Here is a 17,948-nt window from a genome sequence, read left to right as displayed (position 1 = left end):
CGGGGCTGTTGCCGGTTTGTATCGTGAATGTACAAAAATTGTAAAAAAGTGCAGAAAGGAGTTGGTGCCATTAGTTTGCCGGCCGATACTCCGGGCAACTCAAAAGTGGCTCAACAAGGAATTTTTCATGTTTTCCTCGCAAGGAGCTTGCTCATGACTATCGGATATACCGGTGCCTGGCAACCCAAGGCGGGTTTGCTGGTTCGAGATACAGGAAGCTCGAGCAAACCGGTTTCTCAAAGCGTGAAGGTCAAGCAGATGCTGGCCCTGGTCGGCAAAGACCCCACCGCAATCAGTACGGCGGAGATGGACAAGCAGGGTCTGCACAAGAACATCAAGGGTTTCGATCCTACCAATGTTTCGGCCAAGCAACTGGGCAGTCTGAGTGCAATGTTGCGTGGCCGGGGACTGATTTCCGAGATCACGTCCATGACCCTGCTCAATGCCGGCGACAAGTTTGATCGCTTCGGCGTACAGAAGGATCCGGATGCCAAGTTCAATGCGCTGGAGTATTTCGCAACGCAGCTGGATACCATCCAGAACAACAATCTCAAGGGCAACAAGTACGCCAATACGTTGATCCCCGAGTACAAGAAAGCCATTTATGTACTGCAGAACCTGCAGACTTACGGTCAGGGCGGGGAGCGCAAGCCGCCTACCGATCAAGGCGTAAAAGCCAAGGCATGAAAGAAAGGGCCCACCCCGGTAACGGGGTGGGCCCTTTTGTTTATGGGTGATTGCCGCAAGCGTGGAGTTTCGGGGGCGAGGCGATCTGCCGCTGCATATCGTCATGCAATTGCTGCATTTGCGGGCAATGCAGTGTCAGGGATTTTGGCTGGAACCCGCGATGAAACAACGCCAGCCATCCTGCGCCTCGGTCATCGGGCGCCAGTCCGCTGAACACGAACCCCATCGTCGATAACTGGCGCCAGGCGTTGTCGAAACCCTGCGCCAGCCTGAGCCTGATCGATATCAGCCAATGGTCGGGCAATTGCTGCAATTGCCTGAGCAAGCTGTCGTCCATTTCGCTGAATACCCCGTCATAGCGTCCCCAGCGTTGTTCGAGCTGTGCCGGTGCGCCGATCCAGGGCGACGCGTTCAACCGCGTTCCGAACACGTCGCACATCTGCTGCATGAACTCACGGCATTCATCTGGCCAGGTCAAGGCCGGCAACGGGCGCTGATAACCATCGACCGGGGCGTAACCCAACACGAGTGATTCCGTCACCGCGCCGCCAAAGGGCGATGGTGCGTGATCGGGCAACACGCCAGTGTTGTGAAAACCAAGGCCGGCGGCCATTTTCTGGGTGTAGGGGTGATGGGTCATTTGCTTGATCGTGACCCCTTGATAACCCAAGGCCTGCGCATGGATCAGTAAATGCCGGCCCAGTTGCGTGGCGACTTGTTGCCCACGGATTTGCGGATCCACCACGCTCAGGGCCAGTTCGGCGAGGGATGATCCTTTGTCGAGAATCAGCGCGGAGTGGCCCGCCACTTGACCGTTCGCCACCGCTACCAACGAGTGCCAGCGGCGGTCGGCATGGTTCTGGCTGATCATGCGAGGCAGGTAAACATGCGGCTGGGCGTAATGGTCGCCATAGATCTTTCTGAACAGACGACTGACAGCCGGGGCGTCGCTGGTGCGATAACCTCGCAGGGTGATCGCTTCCATCAGCAACGCTCCTGGCCAGAGCCGTTATAGACGCGCCGATCAAGCACGCGCTGCCGTTTGCCGGAGCGTGGATGGCGTGCCAGTTCCTGAACCGTGCAGCAGCGAATCCGCAGCGTCAGCAGGTGATCGGCGCTCAGTTGCTCGATCAACGGATAGTCTTTGATCAAGGCGCTATGCAGCGTGCAGTCGGCCTCAGCGTTTGCCGGTGTCAGGGCGTCCGGTGCCCAGTGCAGGCTCAGTATATCCATGGCGCCATCCTGCTCGATTACCAGTTGCCAATCGTCGCTGCCAGTGATGCGCCGCACGGTCTCGCCGATTGTCTGCGGCAGCAGGGTCAGAATGCCCACCCGAACCCGCAGGCTGTCGGCGCAGCGGCCCATCAGCGCGAACTTGCGTCTGGACGTGCCGGGCAGCTCTCGCCAGCACGCACGGTCGCCAACCGGATAGCGGATCAACGGCATCAACCGGCGCGTGAGGTTGGTCATGACCAGGCGTCCGATCCGGCCGCACTCTTCGATCACTTCACCGGTCTGCTCGTCGAGAATTTCCAGCACACCGTGGCCTTCCGGAGCCCGGTGTTCGCCAAGGGCGCAGTCACGATGGCTGGCACCGATGAATCCGGCGTCCACGCTGGCGTAGCCGATCGAGGCCACGCGGGCATTGGGGAACACCCGCTCAAGCCGGTGCAACTGTGCGTCAAACAGGCTTTCGCCGGCGTAGAGCAGGGCGGTGACACCCTCGAGGGACCGGTCATTCTGCTCGAGCCACGCGGCAAAGCTCAGCAGATGGGCCGGTATACCCGCGAGCACATTGATCCGGTGCCGGCCGATCGCATCGGCGAGGAGGTTGGAGTCGATATGCCCGGTAAAGGGAAACTCGACGATCTCGGTTTCAACCTGAGCAAGGGCATCGTGGGTAAAGATGAAACTGGCATACAGGTCACCCGCAAAGAACAGGTTGGCGATTCGGTCCCCGGCGCTCAACTGCGCGCCGAGACTGCGACCGAAGTCCGTCACCAGCGTCTGCCATTCTTCGCGCCGGAACAGCGAAAACCTGCCGGCGCTGGTGGTGCCTCCGGTCTTGAAAACCAGCGCGTCATTCAGTGGCGCCGTCAGGACAGGCCACTGGTCGAGGTCATGACTGCCTTTCCAGTATTCCACGGGGTCGATCACCGGCAGTTGTTCCAGTGATGAGATATGCGGGGGAATGTCGGCGAAGTGGCTTGCATAAAAGCCGGAATGCTGTCGCGCAAACGTGACCAGTTCTTGCAGTTCAAATCGTGTATTCATGTTCGGCTCCTTGCCCGTTTGCGCAGGGGCCAATCCCCCGGTTGTCGATCAGCAGCGGCGTCTTGCCGCTGTGCCTGTTGCGGGTGAACCGCTCGCTGCCGCAAACCTCTACTTCCACGGTCAGCAGGCCTGTCTGGATGAGCGTGGCCAGGGTCGGATAGTCCAGCAGGCGACGTTGAATATCATCGGGTTGTCGTGGGCTGCGAAAGCGCATGCGCTCCAGGCCGTCCGGGGCATGTTCGAGGATCAACTGGAATTCGGTCTGCAGATGCTCTGCCAGTTGCGACAGGCAGATGAAGTCCGTGCCGATGCGCATCAATCTGCCGTGACGCTGCAGCAGTTCGAAGCGCGGCGTGGGCAGCCCGCATTCACACACGCCGGGGAGCCAGCGACCGCTGTCGCCGACGTCGTAGCGCTGAACGTCCTGCCCTTCGCGCTCGATGGAGGTGAATACCAGACGCCCGGTTTCACCGTCGATCACCGGTCGATCAGACTCGAATTCGACGATCTCCAGATGCTGGATATCGCTCATCAGATGGAACACGCCATCGTTGGTGGCGGGGCAGGCATGGCCGAGCGGCCCGGCGTCGACACTGCCGTAAACGGCCGAGCGGATCAGCCTGACGCCGCAGTCGCGCATCAGTGCGAGGCTTTGTTCACCGGGGTGCTCGCCACCGAGGAAGACCTTTTCGATCCCGCCATATTCGCGTAGCCGTGCCTGCTCGTTGAGAAACAAGCGGTGCAGGGTGCTGGGCATGCCGACCAGCACGGTGACGCGCTGATCGATGATGATCTGCGCGATCTCGCGGTAGTCGTCATCGGCTGGAGCGCCCATCGGCAGGTGCGTGGCACCCAGCAGCTCCAGCACCTTGGAGAAACTGAAGAAACCACCATACAGCCCGCCGCTGAAGAACAGGTTCATCACCCGGTCGCGGCTCGGGTCGAGTCCCGCCGCGAACAAGCCGTCGGCGCTGGCGCGCATCTGACGATCGAAATCGCGGTAGCTGTAACCGGCCAGCGCCGGGGTACCGCTGCTGCCGCCGGAGCGGAAATACAACCGTGCCGCTGGATGGATCGCAAGGGTGACAAAGGTGTCCTTGCTCATGATCGGCAGATTGGCCACCGAGGGTGGCGTCGGCAGCGGATCGAGCGTGGCACGGGTCGCCAGTACGGTAGTCGGCAGGCTGACCGACACGCGCCGGCTCAAACGCTGCAAGGCATACACGCCATCGTGGGGCTCGCCTTCGTAGCCATCGTGAATCGCTTGTACCGGGGTGACCCGCGTGACGCCTGCTGCGATCAGCGTTTGAGCCAGTTCGGCCATTTCCTGTTCGGCACACATCAGCCCGGCGCTTTGCAGCACGTTTCGCCAGGGCAGCAGCGCCTCGGTGATCCGTGCGCGGGGCATCGGTTTGAGCAACAGGCTGCGAAACAGCGGCGAGGGGCCGAGTACCTGATCGTGGGTCCAGAGAATGCGCCAGTCCGGCGACTGCCAGACCTGGCCGCTGGCCCCGCCAAAACTCTGGGACAGTCGCGCCATCGCCGTTCGGGTGGTGATTTCCGAGGCCTCCTGAATCGAAGGCAACAGGGCCGGCCAGTGTCGGGCCCGACGCTCGAACGCCTCGGCCAGTCCCTCGCCGATTGAACGCAAAGTGTTTTCATCGTCACTGTCCACCAGCAGCCATTGGGGGCTGGAGCAGGCCTGCTGATCGAGGCGGCAGACTTCATCGGCCACGGCGTCCAGGGCTTGCGGCGTGACCGCTGCCGGTGTCAGGTAGAGGAAACTGATGCGATGGCCCCAGTCGATCCAGCGACAGCCGGGCGCCAGTTGCTGGCGGATGGCTTGCAGCGCCGACTCACCGCCCCACGCCGAAACGCCGTTGGCCCGTTGGCACAATTGACCGATCTGTGCGGTGCTGGCCGGAACGACCGCAACATGCCCGGCGATCTGGCCGGTGGCATCGCACTGTGCCAATCCGTGCAGCAATTTCGCCGTTACCCCCTGATCGCTGCTGCTGGGGCGCAACCAGTTGACGTTGCCGGCCAGCAGACCTTCGATCACCGCGCAGAACGCCAGTAGCGGTGCATTGCCGGGGGTGATGTGAACCACCAGACCCTGCGGGCTCCAGCGTTCAAAGCGCGGCTGGCGATAGTCGAGGCGGCGCAGACTGCCCGGCTGCTCGCCGAGTTCGCGCTCAAGCTTGCGCTGAAGGGCTGCGGGTTGGCAGAACTCGATGAGTGACTGGCGTTGCTCGGGATCGATGGGCAATGCCGTGTCCGGATCCTCCAGACGTTTGGCAAACGTGGCTGCTGCGCCCAGCACGGTCGCTGTGTCGAGCGGCCTGGCCAAACGTTGCGGCAAATCCGGATAAAGCTGTTCCAGTGCGAGTTCCAGGGTGCAGTTGTCGTGAAGCTGTCCGTTGATCAGGTACATATCAGTGTTTCCCCAGCAGTTCAGAGGCGGCCATGGCGCAGCTTCGGCCAGCCGTGGTGGCGGCGCGGCCATGCAGTTCGAACCAGTCGGTGGACAGACCACAGCCACAGCTGGCGCCCGGATGCAGGGTGGCGAGATCGCTCATGACCACTGCGTGCGCCGGGCTCGACGAGATGTAAGGCGAGACAAAACTCAGCAAGCCCTGACGGCCGTAAGGCTGAACCGTAAAGTCGGAGGGATGGCGCACGAAAACCTTCGAATAGACCGGTACATGGAAATGATGGTGAGCACATTCCAGGTAAGGCACCGCATGCTCGACCGCGCCGTAGCCGTCACGGCAACGTGACATCTCGATGCCCAGCTGGCGGTGAATGCGCTCGTACAGTTGCTGACGGGGAATCTCATGTGCCGCCTGGGTCTTCCAGCCGCCGCCAAACAGCGTCAGCGAGCCTTGCGCCAGTTGCAGGTCAGTCACCCCGGTGGCCTGCATGCGTTGCAGGGTCTGCCAGAGAAAGGCCGGGAAGCCGAAGATCCGTACCGGCAAGCCTTCTTCGGCGAACGACTGCAAGGCTGCAATCACACCAAAGCCGTCGAACTCATGACCGCCGCCCGTGCGGCGCAGTGCGTAGGCCACGCGATTGACCGGGGCGAACCGGCACAGAAACTGATCGGTAAAGGATGTGCCCAGGCTGATGGAGCCTTCAGGTTCATAGCTCAGCAGCAGGTAGTTGCACGGGGTGTGCGGGGTGTTCCAGTCGTAGTGCTGGAAGATCCGCTCGACCATGTTCTTGGCCGCCCCCAGACTGCGTTCGTCGTAACACATGCGGCTTTTTTCGCCGCTGGTTCCGGAGGACGTGAGTTCCAGCGCGTCCGCTCCGGTAGGACTGAGCAGAGCCTGGCGTTTGAAATAACTGGCGAACACAGGCGGGAGCCGCGACCAGTCATCAAGCTGGTCCAGGTCGCCCACGGTCAGGCCATTGGCGTTCAACCAGTGTTCGTAGCCGGGGGTGTGCTGGCAGTGGAACCGGCTGATTTCGGCCATGGCCTGGTTAAACAGCCCGTCCGGCACGGAATCCGGGCAATAGGGTTGCGTCAACGCACAGAGTGCGTCGCTGCAGGGGAAGTGGTTCATCAGGCGTCCTTGTCGTTATGTTGAAGAAGCGGTGTCTGCCGGGACGTGTGGCAGAAACCGGTACAGCAGGGGCAGGCTGAGCAGGCCGCCCAGCGCCGCCCAAATGGCGAAAGATTCAAGACGGGCGCCGCCGCCGATCGCTGCGATCAACGAACCACCGACACCCATCACGGCAATCGAAATCATGCCGATCGCGGCAGACACCAGACCTTTGCTGTCATCGCTGGAAAACAGTGCCAGCCGGTAAAGAGCGGCGTTGCTCATGCCCAGCCCGACGGCATACAGCGCAAGGCCGGTCATCAAGCCGGCAAGGGACAGGTTGGTCAGTGCGGTGGCGATCAGGGTCAGCAAACCCAGGCAGAACGGCCAGAGCGCCAGACGAATCAACTGCGGCAGATCCCGCGAGGCCAGCAGTCGGTCAAGGATCAGATTGCCGACGATCACCGCCGAGAACACCGGAATCTGCCACAGCGCATATTCGCGGGTGGTCAGTCCCAGCAACTGGACGAGCAGCAGCGGCGCGAGGCCGATCCAGGCAATCAGCGGCAGGCTCATCAGGCCCAGTGCCAGGCAGATGCCGACGAACCGTTGATTGCGCATCAGCGCCAGGTAACGGGTTCTGATCTGGCGAAAGGAGAAGGGGATCGGCGCTTGTTGACCGCCGTCGTGGCGGACAACGCCGATCGTTTCTGGCATGCAGGCATACAGTCCGATCCAGGTCAGTGTCGCGATCAGGCCCAGGCCGAGGAACAGTTCGCGCCAGCTCAGCCATTCCAGCAGCAGACTGCCGAGCAGCGGGCCGAGCAGGGGCGACAGCAGTGCGACATTGCCCAGTAGCGCCATCAGGCGCACCGCATCGGCTTCGCAGAAGACTTCCTGAAGCGCGGGGTAACTGACCGCCACGACAAACCCCAGGCCCATGCCTTGCAACAGGCGCAGGGCGTTGAACACTTCAATGCCGGGCGTGGCGACAGCCGCGGCGCAGGTCACGCCGAACAGCGCACATCCGGCCAGCAACAGCGGGCGCCGGCCGAACCGGTCGGACAGCGGCCCGATCAGCCATTGCAGGCAGACGCCGCCGATCAGATACAGATTGAACGCGTTGGGGATGTGAGCGACATCGGCTTCGAGATCCCGGGTGACGGTCAGCATGGCCGGCATCACCATGTCGCTGGCCATGTAGGTCAGCCATTCGAACAGCGTGATGGCCAGACAGAAGCCGAGTGCCTGGAGTGGCGGGAGGTTGATGAGAGTTCTTTGCATGCGCTTTCACGATCGTCGAGAGGGAGCGCAAAGGGTAGGGAGGGGAAGTCATTGTTCCTACGTCGTTGGTGTGACGGTCTGTGACTTCGTTATGCATGATGTTGCAGAGGGAGGCATTCCTGCTGGCATAGGCGAAACAGCCTACGGCATTGATCGACGATCGATAAAAAAAGCCCACATTCCTGTGGGCATTTTTCCTGACGCTAAAATCCGTTGTTGCATTTGAACGGACGGACGCTGGCATCCTTTCCGTGAGATGGCTTAGCGATGGTAGTAGTAGCCCGGGCCAGGCCCATAGTGGCGATGATCGCCATGCCAGCCGCCGTGGGGAAAGATGATGCAGCCGCTCAGGGTGAGCAGTGCAAGGACAGGAATCAGCCAGGTGATTCGACGCAGCATTTCAAGGATCCTCATGATTGACGCCGTTTGAAGCCAAAGCTCTTCATCGGCTGTAACATGAGACCCCGTTTACCGCGGCGCATCCCCGTCAAACGGTATGCGCATGGCATCAACGCCGATACAAATCCGATACATTCCAACGGTTCAGGAACCTGTAATGACCCATAAGCAACGCTTGATATATTCGATTCTGATCGCCGTCGCCGTACTGCTGATCATGCTCGGCCTGTCCTGGCTGCAAAACGCCGGCAAGCTCAGCGAACAAACGTTCCAGTACATCGCCATCGGTGTGGCGGTGGTGGTCGTGGTGATCAACGGCGTGATGCGCCGCAAGGTCAAGCCCTGACGGCGTCTGCCGGGTGCTTCAATCGCTGTTGAGCACCGCGGCAGCCTGGGGATGGAGGCTGTAGCTCTTGTCGTCGTTGAACGTGATCACGCCTTCGGCACACAGGCGCTTGAGCACTTCGCGCACGCTGAGGAAGGACAACGGAATGTCCAGATCCAGCAGCTGGCTATGCACCCCGCGTACACCCAGACGACGGTCGTCCTCGGCGGCGACCAGCAGGGTGTCGATGACTTTGAGGCGAATCAGGCTGGTGCGCAGGCCAAAGCTTTTGAGCAGCAAACGGATGCGCTCATTGCCGTGACGCTCGACCCGTTGCCCGAATACGTCGGCGTGCGAACCCATGGGCGCTCCTTGTGAGGTCTGGCTACCTTCCGATGGTAGGGGTGGGTTGTACATGCGATTACTCCTTTCAGAGCCTGATCAGGAAAGGTTTTTTGTGCTCTCTCTAAACAAGACGTTTCAGCTCGACAAATCATGAAGCGAAAAATGTAGAAAATTTGTCGCCGTTTTGTCTTTTCCCCGTGATTACGGTGCGAGAGGGCTGTGTGACCGACTAAATTTTTTTTCCGCGGCTTCGTTTTCTGGACAGGCTCATTGCGCGTGACGCGTGGGTGATTTCAGAGCGAGCCGGGCCCGACCTGTTCACGGTGGCGGGCGGTTCGCCCTTCGGCATTTCGATCAGGAGCGAGCGTGACTATTTCCAGGCAATTCACCGGACTGACCCTTGCCGGCCTGTTTCTCGGGCTGAGTCTGTCGGCGCAGGCGTTCAGCCCGTCCGTTCAGACCGGCGCCGATATCCGTCGCACAGGCTTTGGCGTACCGCACATTCGCGCGGAGAACGAACGCGGTCTCGGATTCGGCATCGGTTATGCCTACGCGCAGGACAACTTGTGCCTGCTGGCCAACGAGATCGTGACGGTCAACGGCGAGCGGTCGCGGTACTTCGGGCCGGAGCAACTGACAGTCGAAGAGCGCGAGAACCGTGTCAGCGATGTGTTCTTCCAGTGGCTCAATACGCCGCAGGCCGTGAATGCCTTCTGGCAGGCGCAGCCGGTCGACGTGCGTGATCTGGTGGAAGGTTACGCCGCCGGCTACAACCGTTACCTGGCCGAGCGTCGCCAGCAGGGACTGCCGCAACAGTGCCAGGGTGAATGGGTGCGCGATATCGCCGCCGAAGACCTGGTGAAGCTGACCCGTCGTCTGCTGGTCGAGGGCGGGGTCGGTCAGTTCGCCGAAGCGCTGGCGGGTGCTACTCCACCGCAGGCCACTGCGCAGATTGAAAACGATGCCCGGGCTTACCAACTGGCGGACACGCGCCAGCAACGCTTCGCCCTGGATCGTGGCAGCAACGCCGTGGCCGTGGGCAGCGAGCGATCGTTCAATGGTCGCGGCATGCTGCTGGCCAACCCGCATTTTCCGTGGGTCGGTGGCATGCGCTTCTATCAGATGCACCTGACCATTCCGGGCAAACTGGATGTGATGGGCGCGGCGCTGCCGGGTCTGCCGATGATCAACATCGGCTTCAACCAGCACCTGGCCTGGACCCACACCGTCGACTCGTCCAAGCATTTCACTCTGTATCGTCTGCAACTCGATCCGAAGGATCCGACCCGTTACCTGCTCGACGGCCAGTCGTTGCCGATGAACAAGCAGACCGTTACGGTGCAGGTCAAACAGGCGGATGGCCAGGTCGTGCCGGTCCAGCGGGATGTCTACAGTTCGCAGTTCGGCCCGATCGTGCAGTGGCCCGGCAAGCTCGACTGGGACAATCAGTTCGCCTATAGCCTGCGCGATGCCAACCTCGACAACGACAGGGTGCTGACTCAGTGGTACGCCATGAACCGCGCCGGCAATCTCAAGGATCTGCAGGATTCTGTGCACACCATTCAGGGCATCCCGTGGGTCAACACCCTGGCCGTGGATGACAAGGGCCAGACGCTGTACATGAACCTGTCGGTGGTGCCGAACGTCAGCGCCGACAAACTGGCCAAGTGCAGCGATCCGCGCATCGGCCTGCAAATGATCGTGCTCGACGGTTCCAACAGCGCCTGCGCCTGGGACATTGATCCGCAAGCCGCGCAAAAGGGTATTTACGCCTCCAATCAATTGCCGCAGCTGCTGCGCAAGGACTTTGTCCAGCACTCAAACGACTCGGCCTGGCTGGCCAACCCGGCGCAACCGCTCACCGGTTTCTCGCCGTTGATCAGTCAGGACGGCCAGCCGCTGGGCCTGCGCTCGCGCTTTGCCCTGGATCGCCTGGCGACCCTGAGCAAAAAAGGCCCGGTGTCGGTGCAGGACCTGCAACATATGGTGATGGACGATCAGGTATTCCTGGCGACTCAGGTGGTGCCGGATCTGTTGAAGTTCTGTGCTTCGCAGCCTGAGGCGGCGCTGAAATCGGTGTGCAGCAGTCTGAAAGCGTGGGACGGCCGGGCGAATCTGGAATCGGGCGTCGGGCTGGTGCATTTCCAGTCCATCATGCAAGCGATGCAGGAATTGCCGCAGGCCTGGCGCGTGGCGTTCGATCCGAAAGATGCGCAGCACACTCCGCGCGGATTGGCCGTTGAAAAGCCCGAAGTGGCCAAAGCACTGCGCGAGGCCATGCTGGCGTCGGCCGAAACTGCCGCCAAAATGGGCCTGACCGAGAAAACCCGTTGGGGTGATGTGCAGGTGGTCAGCAGTGGCGGCCAGCAGACGCCGATTCACGGTGGCCCCGGTACGCTGGGCATCTACAACGCCATTCAGAGCGTGCCGCGCGAAGACGGCAAGCTGGAAGTGGTCAGTGGCACCAGTTACCTGCAAGTCGTGACGTTCGACGACAAGGGGCCGCATGCCCAGGGTTTGCTGGCGTTCTCGCTGTCCAGCGATCCGGCGTCGAAGTATTCCCGCGACCAGACCGAGGCTTTCTCGAAGAAACAGTGGAGTGTGTTGCCGTTCACCGAGCAGCAGATCAAGGCTGATCCGCAGTATCAGGTGCAGACCGTGCGCGATGATCTGGAAAAGGCAGGGAAAGTCGCGGCGCAGTAATCAGCTGTTCAACACGTCGACAAGCGCAAAAGCAGAAGGCCGCTCCCTCACGGGAACGGCCTTCAGTTTTTTACCGGTTGCTGCGGCATCGGATTGATGACCGGGTTGCCGTCCTTGTTGCGGGTCAGGAAGACCGGCAAGACTTTGGGCAGGGAACTGGCGAAGCTGTTCAGTTCCTTGATGTTGTAGATCCCGCCGACCCGGATCGAGCCGGTCGAGTTGTCGGCAAGCATCAAGGGTTTGTCCAGATAACGGTTGATCTGCGGCAACGCTTCGTTCAGCGACAGGTTGTCGAGCACCAGTTTGCCGCTGCGCCAGGCCAGCGTGTTGTCGTTGGCGTAGGTCTGGCTGATTTGCGGCATGTCGTCGCCGTGCTTGTAGCGTGCCTGCATCGAGGGGCCCAGACGCAAACCATCACCGGCCAGTCGGGAATTGCTGGTGACCAGCACGGAGCCCTCGATCAGGTTGACCTTCACCTGGTCCTCATACATCCAGACGTTGAAGCGGGTGCCGGTGACGCGAATCCTGCCTTCGGCGGCCCTGACAATGAACGGGTGGCTCAGGTCGTGGCTGACTTCAAAGAACGCCTCGCCTTTTTTCAGGGTGACGCGGCGTTCGTCCTTGTAATTGCTGTAGGTCAGTTCGGTGTTGAGGTTCAGCTCGACCTGGCTGCCGTCACCCAGGGTGACATGGCGGACATTGTCGGTGGCCGCGAAATGCTGATAGCTGTTGGGCAGCCAGCCGAGGTTCCAGCTGGTCCAGGCCGCCAACGGCAACGCCAGTGCGCAGACAGAGGCCGCTACGGCGTACTGGCGCCATGACCGGGCCGCCGGGCGAATCGGCACAACCGCAGCAGGCGTTGGTTCCGGGCGCGGCAAGTGTTCAGCCACCTCCCAGATTTCCAGCATCGCCTCGTACTCGAACGCGTGAAGCGGGTGCGCATCGCGCCACTGATCGAACGCCTGCCGCTCTTCAGCAGTGCAGTCGACGGCGTGCAGACGCATGCACCAATGCGCGGCGGCATCGGTGATGGCATCGTATTCGGCTTCCGAGAGGGTGTTCTGGGTCATTGACTCGTCCTGATTTCCCGCATTCTAACCTTGAGGAGAAGGTGCCGAGAACAACCGTCATGGCATTTACCCATCAAACGTGGAACTTTTTTTCGCTCGGACGCCCCAAAAACCAGGACATCCCGTGAACACTATCCACAAATGGAGTGAAAAAATGATCAAAAGAACCTTGGCCGCTTTCGTCACAACCGCCAGCCTTCTGAGTGCCGGCGTGGCGCTGGCCGACCGCCCGGGCGCTGGATGGATCACCATCGAGAAGGCCATCGAGATCGTCAAAACCAAGGCCGGGTATGTCGAGGTCTACGAGATCGAAGCTGACAATAATGGTTACTGGAAAGGGGAAGGGCGCAAGGCCGACGGCGTGGTGTACGAATTCCGTATCGACGGCGCGTCGGGCAATGTCTTGCGCGATCAGAAGGACTGAACCCGACAGGGCAATGAAGAATGCGCAGGTGTCGAGCCTGCGCATTTTTTTTGCGGGTCAGTCAGCCGTGACAGCTTCCAGCGTCCGGCCGACTTCGCAGATGAGCAGGGCGATCGAGTCGGCGTTGTGCAAGATGACGCCGACGCGGGCGTCCGATGATTGTTGATCCATGAACGCACTGCGCGCTTCGGTGATGGTGGAGCTGTTCGTTTGCTTGAGGATCTCTGCCGCCGTCGTTTCTTTTTCCGCGATTCTGTCAAAGTCGACCCAGGCCATCCGTTCCGGGTACCACTCTGCAAACAGTTGTGCCCGAGGGGTGGCCAATGACAGCGCCATTCTTCGTTCGTCCTGCAGCTCCTGGAGCAGTTTCACGCCGTCGGGGGTGATGGTCGATATCAGGTCGCAGAAGGGTTCACGACCTCTTACCGTCGCGATGTCCCAGGCATTGCTCAGCTGGTGGGCCAGTTCGTGAATCAGGGTTTCCGCCTGGGCATGGCCGTCAATGTCAAATCCCGGCGCCACGACAGGGATGTAGTCATCCAGATCCTGGTCAAAAAAGTGCTGGGTGAAGTGCACTTTGTTCTTCTGGTCGCCGTCGAGGACAAAGGCGATCACGTCATGGAACCATCGGGTCGAGCCCACGATGAAACGATCGGTGCTGAGCAGGTCGTCAGCCGGGTCAACCAACGCTTTGCAGATCGGTACGATCGCCGCCTGTATCCTGGACAGGATCTGCGTCGTGAGGCGCGGGACATCAAACAATTCCATGAGAAAACGGTTCACCCGTCCTCCGGGAACACTGTTGATGTCCAGAATGGCCAGGTTATGCAGGCAGTTGAACGCATAATCCCGGGCAAGCCCTACGGCATGCCCCAGAACCCGGGCTTTTTCCGGGTAGCGTCGAGCGATTTCTTCCATGCCGTGCGCTTCGATGTTAAGCATCGTGCGGCGCAAGCGTGAGTATTTGTTGCGCTCGACGACTCTTCCAAAGACTTGCCCGTAATGAACAGTCTGCCCCTGAGTGACCTGCACCAGGCGCGAGCCGCTCCTGGTCAGCTTCGGGCCACGCTCTTCATCTTTGGCCAGTTGCCAGTCCGGGCCGTTTTTGACAACCCGGTATACCTTTCCATCCAGCGACGCATAGCGGCGGTTGTTAAATGGCTTTTGGTAGATGCCTTGAGTGGCACTGTAGGTCAGGTCCCTGAGTGCGACATCCGTGACCTCGAAAGGCTGTAGAACCGTACGTTGCGGCGAGGTGGAATCGATCCCGGCCAGGTCCGGACCCAGGGTCGGCGTGGCCTTGGGCGTGTCGGTGCCAGCCATCTGCTCGCCAGCGTCGCCAACTATGGCGCCTTCGGTCGACATTTCAGGCACAAGTGCGATCTGTACCATCTGCTCCGCACCTTCGATGAAGGACTTCAGTGCTTTTTTCCAATGATGGTTCTGCAGGGCTTCGGCCGAGTCCTTGAAGTCGTCGTAGGCTTGCCAGAGAAAACGTCCATAGGCGAGTTTGCCCGGCAGCATCTGCGAAACCTGCTTGATTTCATCACTGAACAGGGTTTTGGCGTTTTCCCAGTCGGCTTGCCCATCGCTGTCTTTCTGCGACCCCAGCATCTGTTTCAACAGGTCGAGATTGCTCCGGAACAGATGCTCCAGCAGGTTGCCTCCGATCGGGCTGTAATCGAGGGTTATTTCGCTGGCCTGGCCGAGGCTGGCGGCGAACAGGCTACTGAACGTGGCTTGCTGGGTGTGCGGCAGGCGACGAAGCACCAGGTTTTGCAGAAAACCCGGGACATTCAGGGCGGCTATCAGGCTCTTTTCGTCGGCGAATTCGTGAAAGCCCTGCTCGGCATAGGGCGTATAGAGCACCAGCGGTCCTTTGTGCCCCGTCCCCGGCGCAAGCACATACAGCCCGCCTGTTTCGACCGCGGCGGCCTTGGCTGTCTTGATCAGCGACAACGGACACACAATGGCATATGTGCCGGCCACAGTGGCGCGGGCGACGGCGTCGGGCATGTCCAGCACCTGGCGGATATAACTGAAAGCAGTCTCGGACAAACGCTGCTGCAGCTTGAGGGCGTGAGCATGCTGCAGCAGTTGCCAGGGCACCTGACGACAGAAAATCTGTTGACGGGCAAGCCCCGCCGCTGATGTGGTCGAAAGTGCATCGCTGACCTTGTCACTGTAGGTCGTCGGTATCGCCAGGGTCAGCAGCAGTTGCCTGACGGCGCTTTGATCCAGCCCCTTCGGCAACGCCTGTGTGGTTTTCGAGGTGACTTTGAAACCGGTGCCCTGGGCAACATTGATGTGATTGAGGGCAAATTCGACCAGGTTCCGGGCAGGACCGGCCAGCGCCAGGTTGGGGGTGATCTGGATGTGAAAGGGATTGAGCCCTTCGTCGGGAAAACGACTGTCGAGCGCCGTTTTCAAGGCCTGTTCGACATGGCTGGCCAGCGTGGGAACACCTGTCAGGTAATCCTTGTCGTCGACGACACTTTGACGCCACTGTTCCAGAAGCTCGACGTGCAGTTTCTGTTCTGCGAACGGCGCCATGCCGAGCCAGGCAGGGTACGTCTGTTGAGCGGCGATCGCCCGGGCATGAGCGGTTGCCAGTTCAAGGTTGGTGGGCAAGGTCGACCCGCGCAGTTTCGTCAGGGCGTTGTTGCGCCTGACGGGATCTTTCACCCGCGAACGCACCTGCTCGCAACGCTCGAGATAATGCTCGATGGCCGACTGCATGCGGTTGTGCATGACGTTGTGTTCAATCAGTTGAAAGGCCCCCAGCGAGTAGCGTTGATGAGGCTGAAACTGCGCAGGCAGGATGTTTTCCAGCAGTGACAGCCGTTGCACGTTGTGCAGCAATCGCTGATCCAGCAGACGCCGGGCAATCGCAACGGTGTCGAAGACTTCCAGCCCGTACGCGGGGGTCCACAGCACGGCCCGCCCGGAGTGCCGGGCGTCGAGGCCGCCGCGTTCGGTCATCAGCAGGCAATGGGCGAGTGGCAGCAAGTATTGCTGGCCGGCTGGCTCCAGGGTGAGCGTGAAGGCGTCGGGGCGAAAGCCCTCCAGCGCAGATCGCGATGCACGAGTCGGCCGGTCAGGGTTGATCACGGTATTGACGATCGCCTGTATCGAGGTCGACAAGGTGCCGGCCAGCGCTCGCAGCCGGGCCTCTGCGGTAATGCCGACGAGCCATGCATGAGCGAGGCTTGATTTCAGATTGGCGAGAAACGACTGTTGATCTTGCTGACTCGCCATCGGCTGCCCCTTGAGCATCCCGAGGAGCGGTTCCCGGACACTGTTGAATGTCTTGACCGCCGCACGCGCCTTGTCCGCGAGTACCAGAGAGGGTTGTTGATTGCCCACCAGCACCGGGTGCGTGCTCCAGCGTCCCGCACTGTCGAGCTCAGGCAATCGCTCATCAATCATCGAGCGGATGTCCAGGCTCTTGTCGAACAGGGCGTGCAGATTCACCGCGCCATCGCTGTGACGAAAAACCTGCAAGGCGTACTCGATATTTTGCCGCTGCTTGGTGATGATCCGTTCAAAGAGAACCTTGAAGACGTCCCCGACAATCCGATCTCCCGACACTTGGGGTTGAGAGAAGTCCAGAAACCGGTTGCGTTCGTCGAGGCTGAGCAGGCCATAAAGTTCGTCCTCGTGCCCCTTGGCCATGAACTTGCTCAGCAGCGTCTGTTTCAGATCCTTGTAATCGGTGAGTACTTGCAGGCCTTGCGCTGGCGTGTAGAGAAAGGCGAAGGTGCCGCTGATCATCAGCGAACCCGCCAGCTCGACGTAGTTGGCTTCGTGCTCCCAGAGGCGGACGGTTTCAGCAAACGGGCGAATGGCACCGTCCGCTGCAGGGCGTAACAGCTGATGCAGAGCGTTGAACTGCGGTGCATCGAGCACGCCGGTTTCGCGCTTGATCATCCACTGCGCACGTGCCTGGTTCTCCAGCACCTCACTGAAGAAGGCCCGACGCGTCGAGCCGTCGATCGAGGGCGCATTCCAATACCGTTCCAGTTGCAGAAACAGCAGCGCCGGCAGCTTGCCGGAGGCTGTTTTGACAGCTGCTTCCCATTGCACCTGATCTTCCTTGGCAACCGGCCTGTCGGGATGGGTGAATTGGCGCAATGCAGCGGTCGGCCATTGCTGATGTCGGTAATACAACAACACCGCATCGCTCAGGCTCATCGATTGCAGCCAGTGCTTTCCAGGCGCGGCAAGCGAGGGAGAACCCTCGCCATCTGCTGAGTAAAAGCCGACGCGGGTACTGCTTTGCGCCAGGTTGCCGAAATGAGGCCTGAGCAATTCGTCGAGGATACAGTTGAGCAAGTGTGCAAGGGTCGGCAGCTTCTCCAGTTCTGTGCGCATCGCCTGCGCATTCAATAGTTGGCCCTGTCTGATGGCGGCCGTGTTCTCGTCGAATACGTCACCTTCGATCAGGCTGAAGGACACCGATATTTTTTCTGCATCGAGCAGCCGTTTGCGTTGTGGCAGCGACAAGAATGCCAACAGGCTGGCCTGGCCTTCGACGCTGTTCAATCGTTTCTCAAGCTGTTGTTTCAAGTCGGCGCGGTCGTGGTATTTCTTGAAGCCTTCAAACGCGGTGTAGAGGATCAAGGCTTTGCTGGCGGGCATTTCGCCGAGCACGAAGGCGTCGGGCAGTGGCAGGGGCACTTCCTTGCCGATGTTCAGCACAATGCGCTCGGCACGCATGGCCGGTGTTTGCTGGCGACGCAAGGTATCGGAAGACAGTTTTGCATGGGCAAGCCATTTGAATTCATGCTCCGACAGGTCATGGGTCTTGCCCAGTTCGGGCCACAGTCCGGGAGAGTCGAAGACTTCTGGGAACAGCAACGGCTGGAGGGGGGTGGACATGGTCGAGTCTC

At 60.5% G+C, this 17,948-nt stretch carries 13 protein-coding genes; 4 read left to right on the top strand and 9 right to left on the bottom strand.

The genetic code is table 11. The features are described from left to right. Window positions 1-153: 153 nt before the first annotated feature. The gene (locus M5G18_RS15930) at window positions 154-687 is read left to right on the top strand and encodes a hypothetical protein (RefSeq protein ID WP_273900194.1); all 534 of its coding nucleotides are present in this window, start codon (window positions 154-156) and stop codon (window positions 685-687) included. Window positions 688-727: 40 nt separating this feature from the next. Here the strand turns inward: M5G18_RS15930 and M5G18_RS15925 are convergent, their stop codons facing one another. The 6 genes from M5G18_RS15925 to M5G18_RS15900 form a co-directional block, all read right to left on the bottom strand. Next, complete coding sequence (locus tag M5G18_RS15925) at window positions 728-1,672, bottom strand: GNAT family N-acetyltransferase (protein ID WP_273900195.1); 945 nt, start codon at window positions 1,670-1,672, stop codon at window positions 728-730. Beyond that, entirely contained in the window at window positions 1,672-2,961 is a 1,290-nt protein-coding gene (locus M5G18_RS15920) for a phenylacetate--CoA ligase family protein (RefSeq protein ID WP_273900196.1), read from the bottom strand. Before M5G18_RS15920 ends, M5G18_RS15925 begins: the two co-directional genes overlap by 1 nt. Next, a complete protein-coding gene (locus M5G18_RS15915; RefSeq protein ID WP_273900197.1) occupies window positions 2,945-5,395 on the bottom strand; it encodes an aldehyde dehydrogenase family protein in 2,451 nt (816 codons plus the stop codon). Before M5G18_RS15915 ends, M5G18_RS15920 begins: the two co-directional genes overlap by 17 nt. A 1-nt stretch (window position 5,396) precedes the next feature. Further along, entirely contained in the window at window positions 5,397-6,527 is a 1,131-nt protein-coding gene (locus M5G18_RS15910) for a LuxE/PaaK family acyltransferase (RefSeq protein WP_273900198.1), read from the bottom strand. Window positions 6,528-6,542: 15 nt separating this feature from the next. After that, the gene (locus tag M5G18_RS15905; protein ID WP_273900199.1) at window positions 6,543-7,790 is read right to left on the bottom strand and encodes an MFS transporter; all 1,248 of its coding nucleotides are present in this window, start codon (window positions 7,788-7,790) and stop codon (window positions 6,543-6,545) included. Between the two features lie 261 nt (window positions 7,791-8,051). Then, entirely contained in the window at window positions 8,052-8,189 is a 138-nt protein-coding gene (locus M5G18_RS15900; protein ID WP_007957554.1) for a hypothetical protein, read from the bottom strand. Window positions 8,190-8,346: 157 nt separating this feature from the next. Here M5G18_RS15900 and M5G18_RS15895 point away from each other — a divergent pair, with 157 nt between their 5' ends. Then, a complete protein-coding gene (locus M5G18_RS15895; RefSeq protein WP_007957552.1) occupies window positions 8,347-8,535 on the top strand; it encodes a hypothetical protein in 189 nt (62 codons plus the stop codon). A gap of 18 nt (window positions 8,536-8,553) precedes the next feature. Here M5G18_RS15895 and M5G18_RS15890 read toward each other — a convergent pair whose 3' ends face one another. After that, the gene (locus M5G18_RS15890; protein ID WP_273900201.1) at window positions 8,554-8,931 is read right to left on the bottom strand and encodes a fe2+ zn2+ uptake regulation protein; all 378 of its coding nucleotides are present in this window, start codon (window positions 8,929-8,931) and stop codon (window positions 8,554-8,556) included. A gap of 294 nt (window positions 8,932-9,225) precedes the next feature. Between M5G18_RS15890 and pvdQ the strand changes: the two genes are divergently transcribed. Beyond that, complete coding sequence (gene pvdQ, locus M5G18_RS15885) at window positions 9,226-11,562, top strand: bifunctional acylase PvdQ (RefSeq protein WP_273900202.1); 2,337 nt, start codon at window positions 9,226-9,228, stop codon at window positions 11,560-11,562. Window positions 11,563-11,624: 62 nt separating this feature from the next. On the opposite strand, the gene M5G18_RS15880 is transcribed toward pvdQ, so the two are convergent. Then, window positions 11,625-12,632, bottom strand: coding sequence for a FecR family protein (locus M5G18_RS15880; RefSeq protein WP_273900203.1), 1,008 nt, complete (start codon window positions 12,630-12,632; stop codon window positions 11,625-11,627). Window positions 12,633-12,786: 154 nt separating this feature from the next. On the opposite strand from M5G18_RS15880, the gene M5G18_RS15875 reads away from it, so the two are divergent. Beyond that, entirely contained in the window at window positions 12,787-13,056 is a 270-nt protein-coding gene (locus tag M5G18_RS15875) for a PepSY domain-containing protein (RefSeq protein WP_273900204.1), read from the top strand. Between the two features lie 57 nt (window positions 13,057-13,113). On the opposite strand, the gene M5G18_RS15870 is transcribed toward M5G18_RS15875, so the two are convergent. Further along, a complete protein-coding gene (locus M5G18_RS15870) occupies window positions 13,114-17,937 on the bottom strand; it encodes a dermonecrotic toxin domain-containing protein (RefSeq protein ID WP_273900205.1) in 4,824 nt (1,607 codons plus the stop codon). Window positions 17,938-17,948: the final 11 nt, after the last annotated feature.

This window comes from Pseudomonas aphyarum (genome assembly GCF_028657055.1).
Taxonomy (GTDB): domain Bacteria; phylum Pseudomonadota; class Gammaproteobacteria; order Pseudomonadales; family Pseudomonadaceae; genus Aquipseudomonas; species Aquipseudomonas aphyarum.
Note: the sequence above shows the minus strand (reverse complement) of the source record. Positions and strands in the feature narration are given on the sequence as shown.

What these genes read in the sequence shown, in the direction of transcription:
- M5G18_RS15875 (WP_273900204.1), top strand. Translation starts at nt 12,787, where the DNA reads ATGATCAAAAGAACCTTGGCCGCTTTCGTCACAACCGCCAGCCTTCTG.
- M5G18_RS15890 (WP_273900201.1), bottom strand. Translation starts at nt 8,931, where the DNA reads ATGTACAACCCACCCCTACCATCGGAAGGTAGCCAGACCTCACAAGGA.
- M5G18_RS15870 (WP_273900205.1), bottom strand. Translation starts at nt 17,937, where the DNA reads ATGTCCACCCCCCTCCAGCCGTTGCTGTTCCCAGAAGTCTTCGACTCT.
- M5G18_RS15910 (WP_273900198.1), bottom strand. Translation starts at nt 6,527, where the DNA reads ATGAACCACTTCCCCTGCAGCGACGCACTCTGTGCGTTGACGCAACCC.
- M5G18_RS15900 (WP_007957554.1), bottom strand. Translation starts at nt 8,189, where the DNA reads ATGCTGCGTCGAATCACCTGGCTGATTCCTGTCCTTGCACTGCTCACC.
- M5G18_RS15915 (WP_273900197.1), bottom strand. Translation starts at nt 5,395, where the DNA reads ATGTACCTGATCAACGGACAGCTTCACGACAACTGCACCCTGGAACTC.
- M5G18_RS15880 (WP_273900203.1), bottom strand. Translation starts at nt 12,632, where the DNA reads ATGACCCAGAACACCCTCTCGGAAGCCGAATACGATGCCATCACCGAT.
- M5G18_RS15895 (WP_007957552.1), top strand. Translation starts at nt 8,347, where the DNA reads ATGACCCATAAGCAACGCTTGATATATTCGATTCTGATCGCCGTCGCC.
- M5G18_RS15925 (WP_273900195.1), bottom strand. Translation starts at nt 1,672, where the DNA reads ATGGAAGCGATCACCCTGCGAGGTTATCGCACCAGCGACGCCCCGGCT.
- M5G18_RS15930 (WP_273900194.1), top strand. Translation starts at nt 154, where the DNA reads ATGACTATCGGATATACCGGTGCCTGGCAACCCAAGGCGGGTTTGCTG.
- M5G18_RS15920 (WP_273900196.1), bottom strand. Translation starts at nt 2,961, where the DNA reads ATGAATACACGATTTGAACTGCAAGAACTGGTCACGTTTGCGCGACAG.
- M5G18_RS15905 (WP_273900199.1), bottom strand. Translation starts at nt 7,790, where the DNA reads ATGCAAAGAACTCTCATCAACCTCCCGCCACTCCAGGCACTCGGCTTC.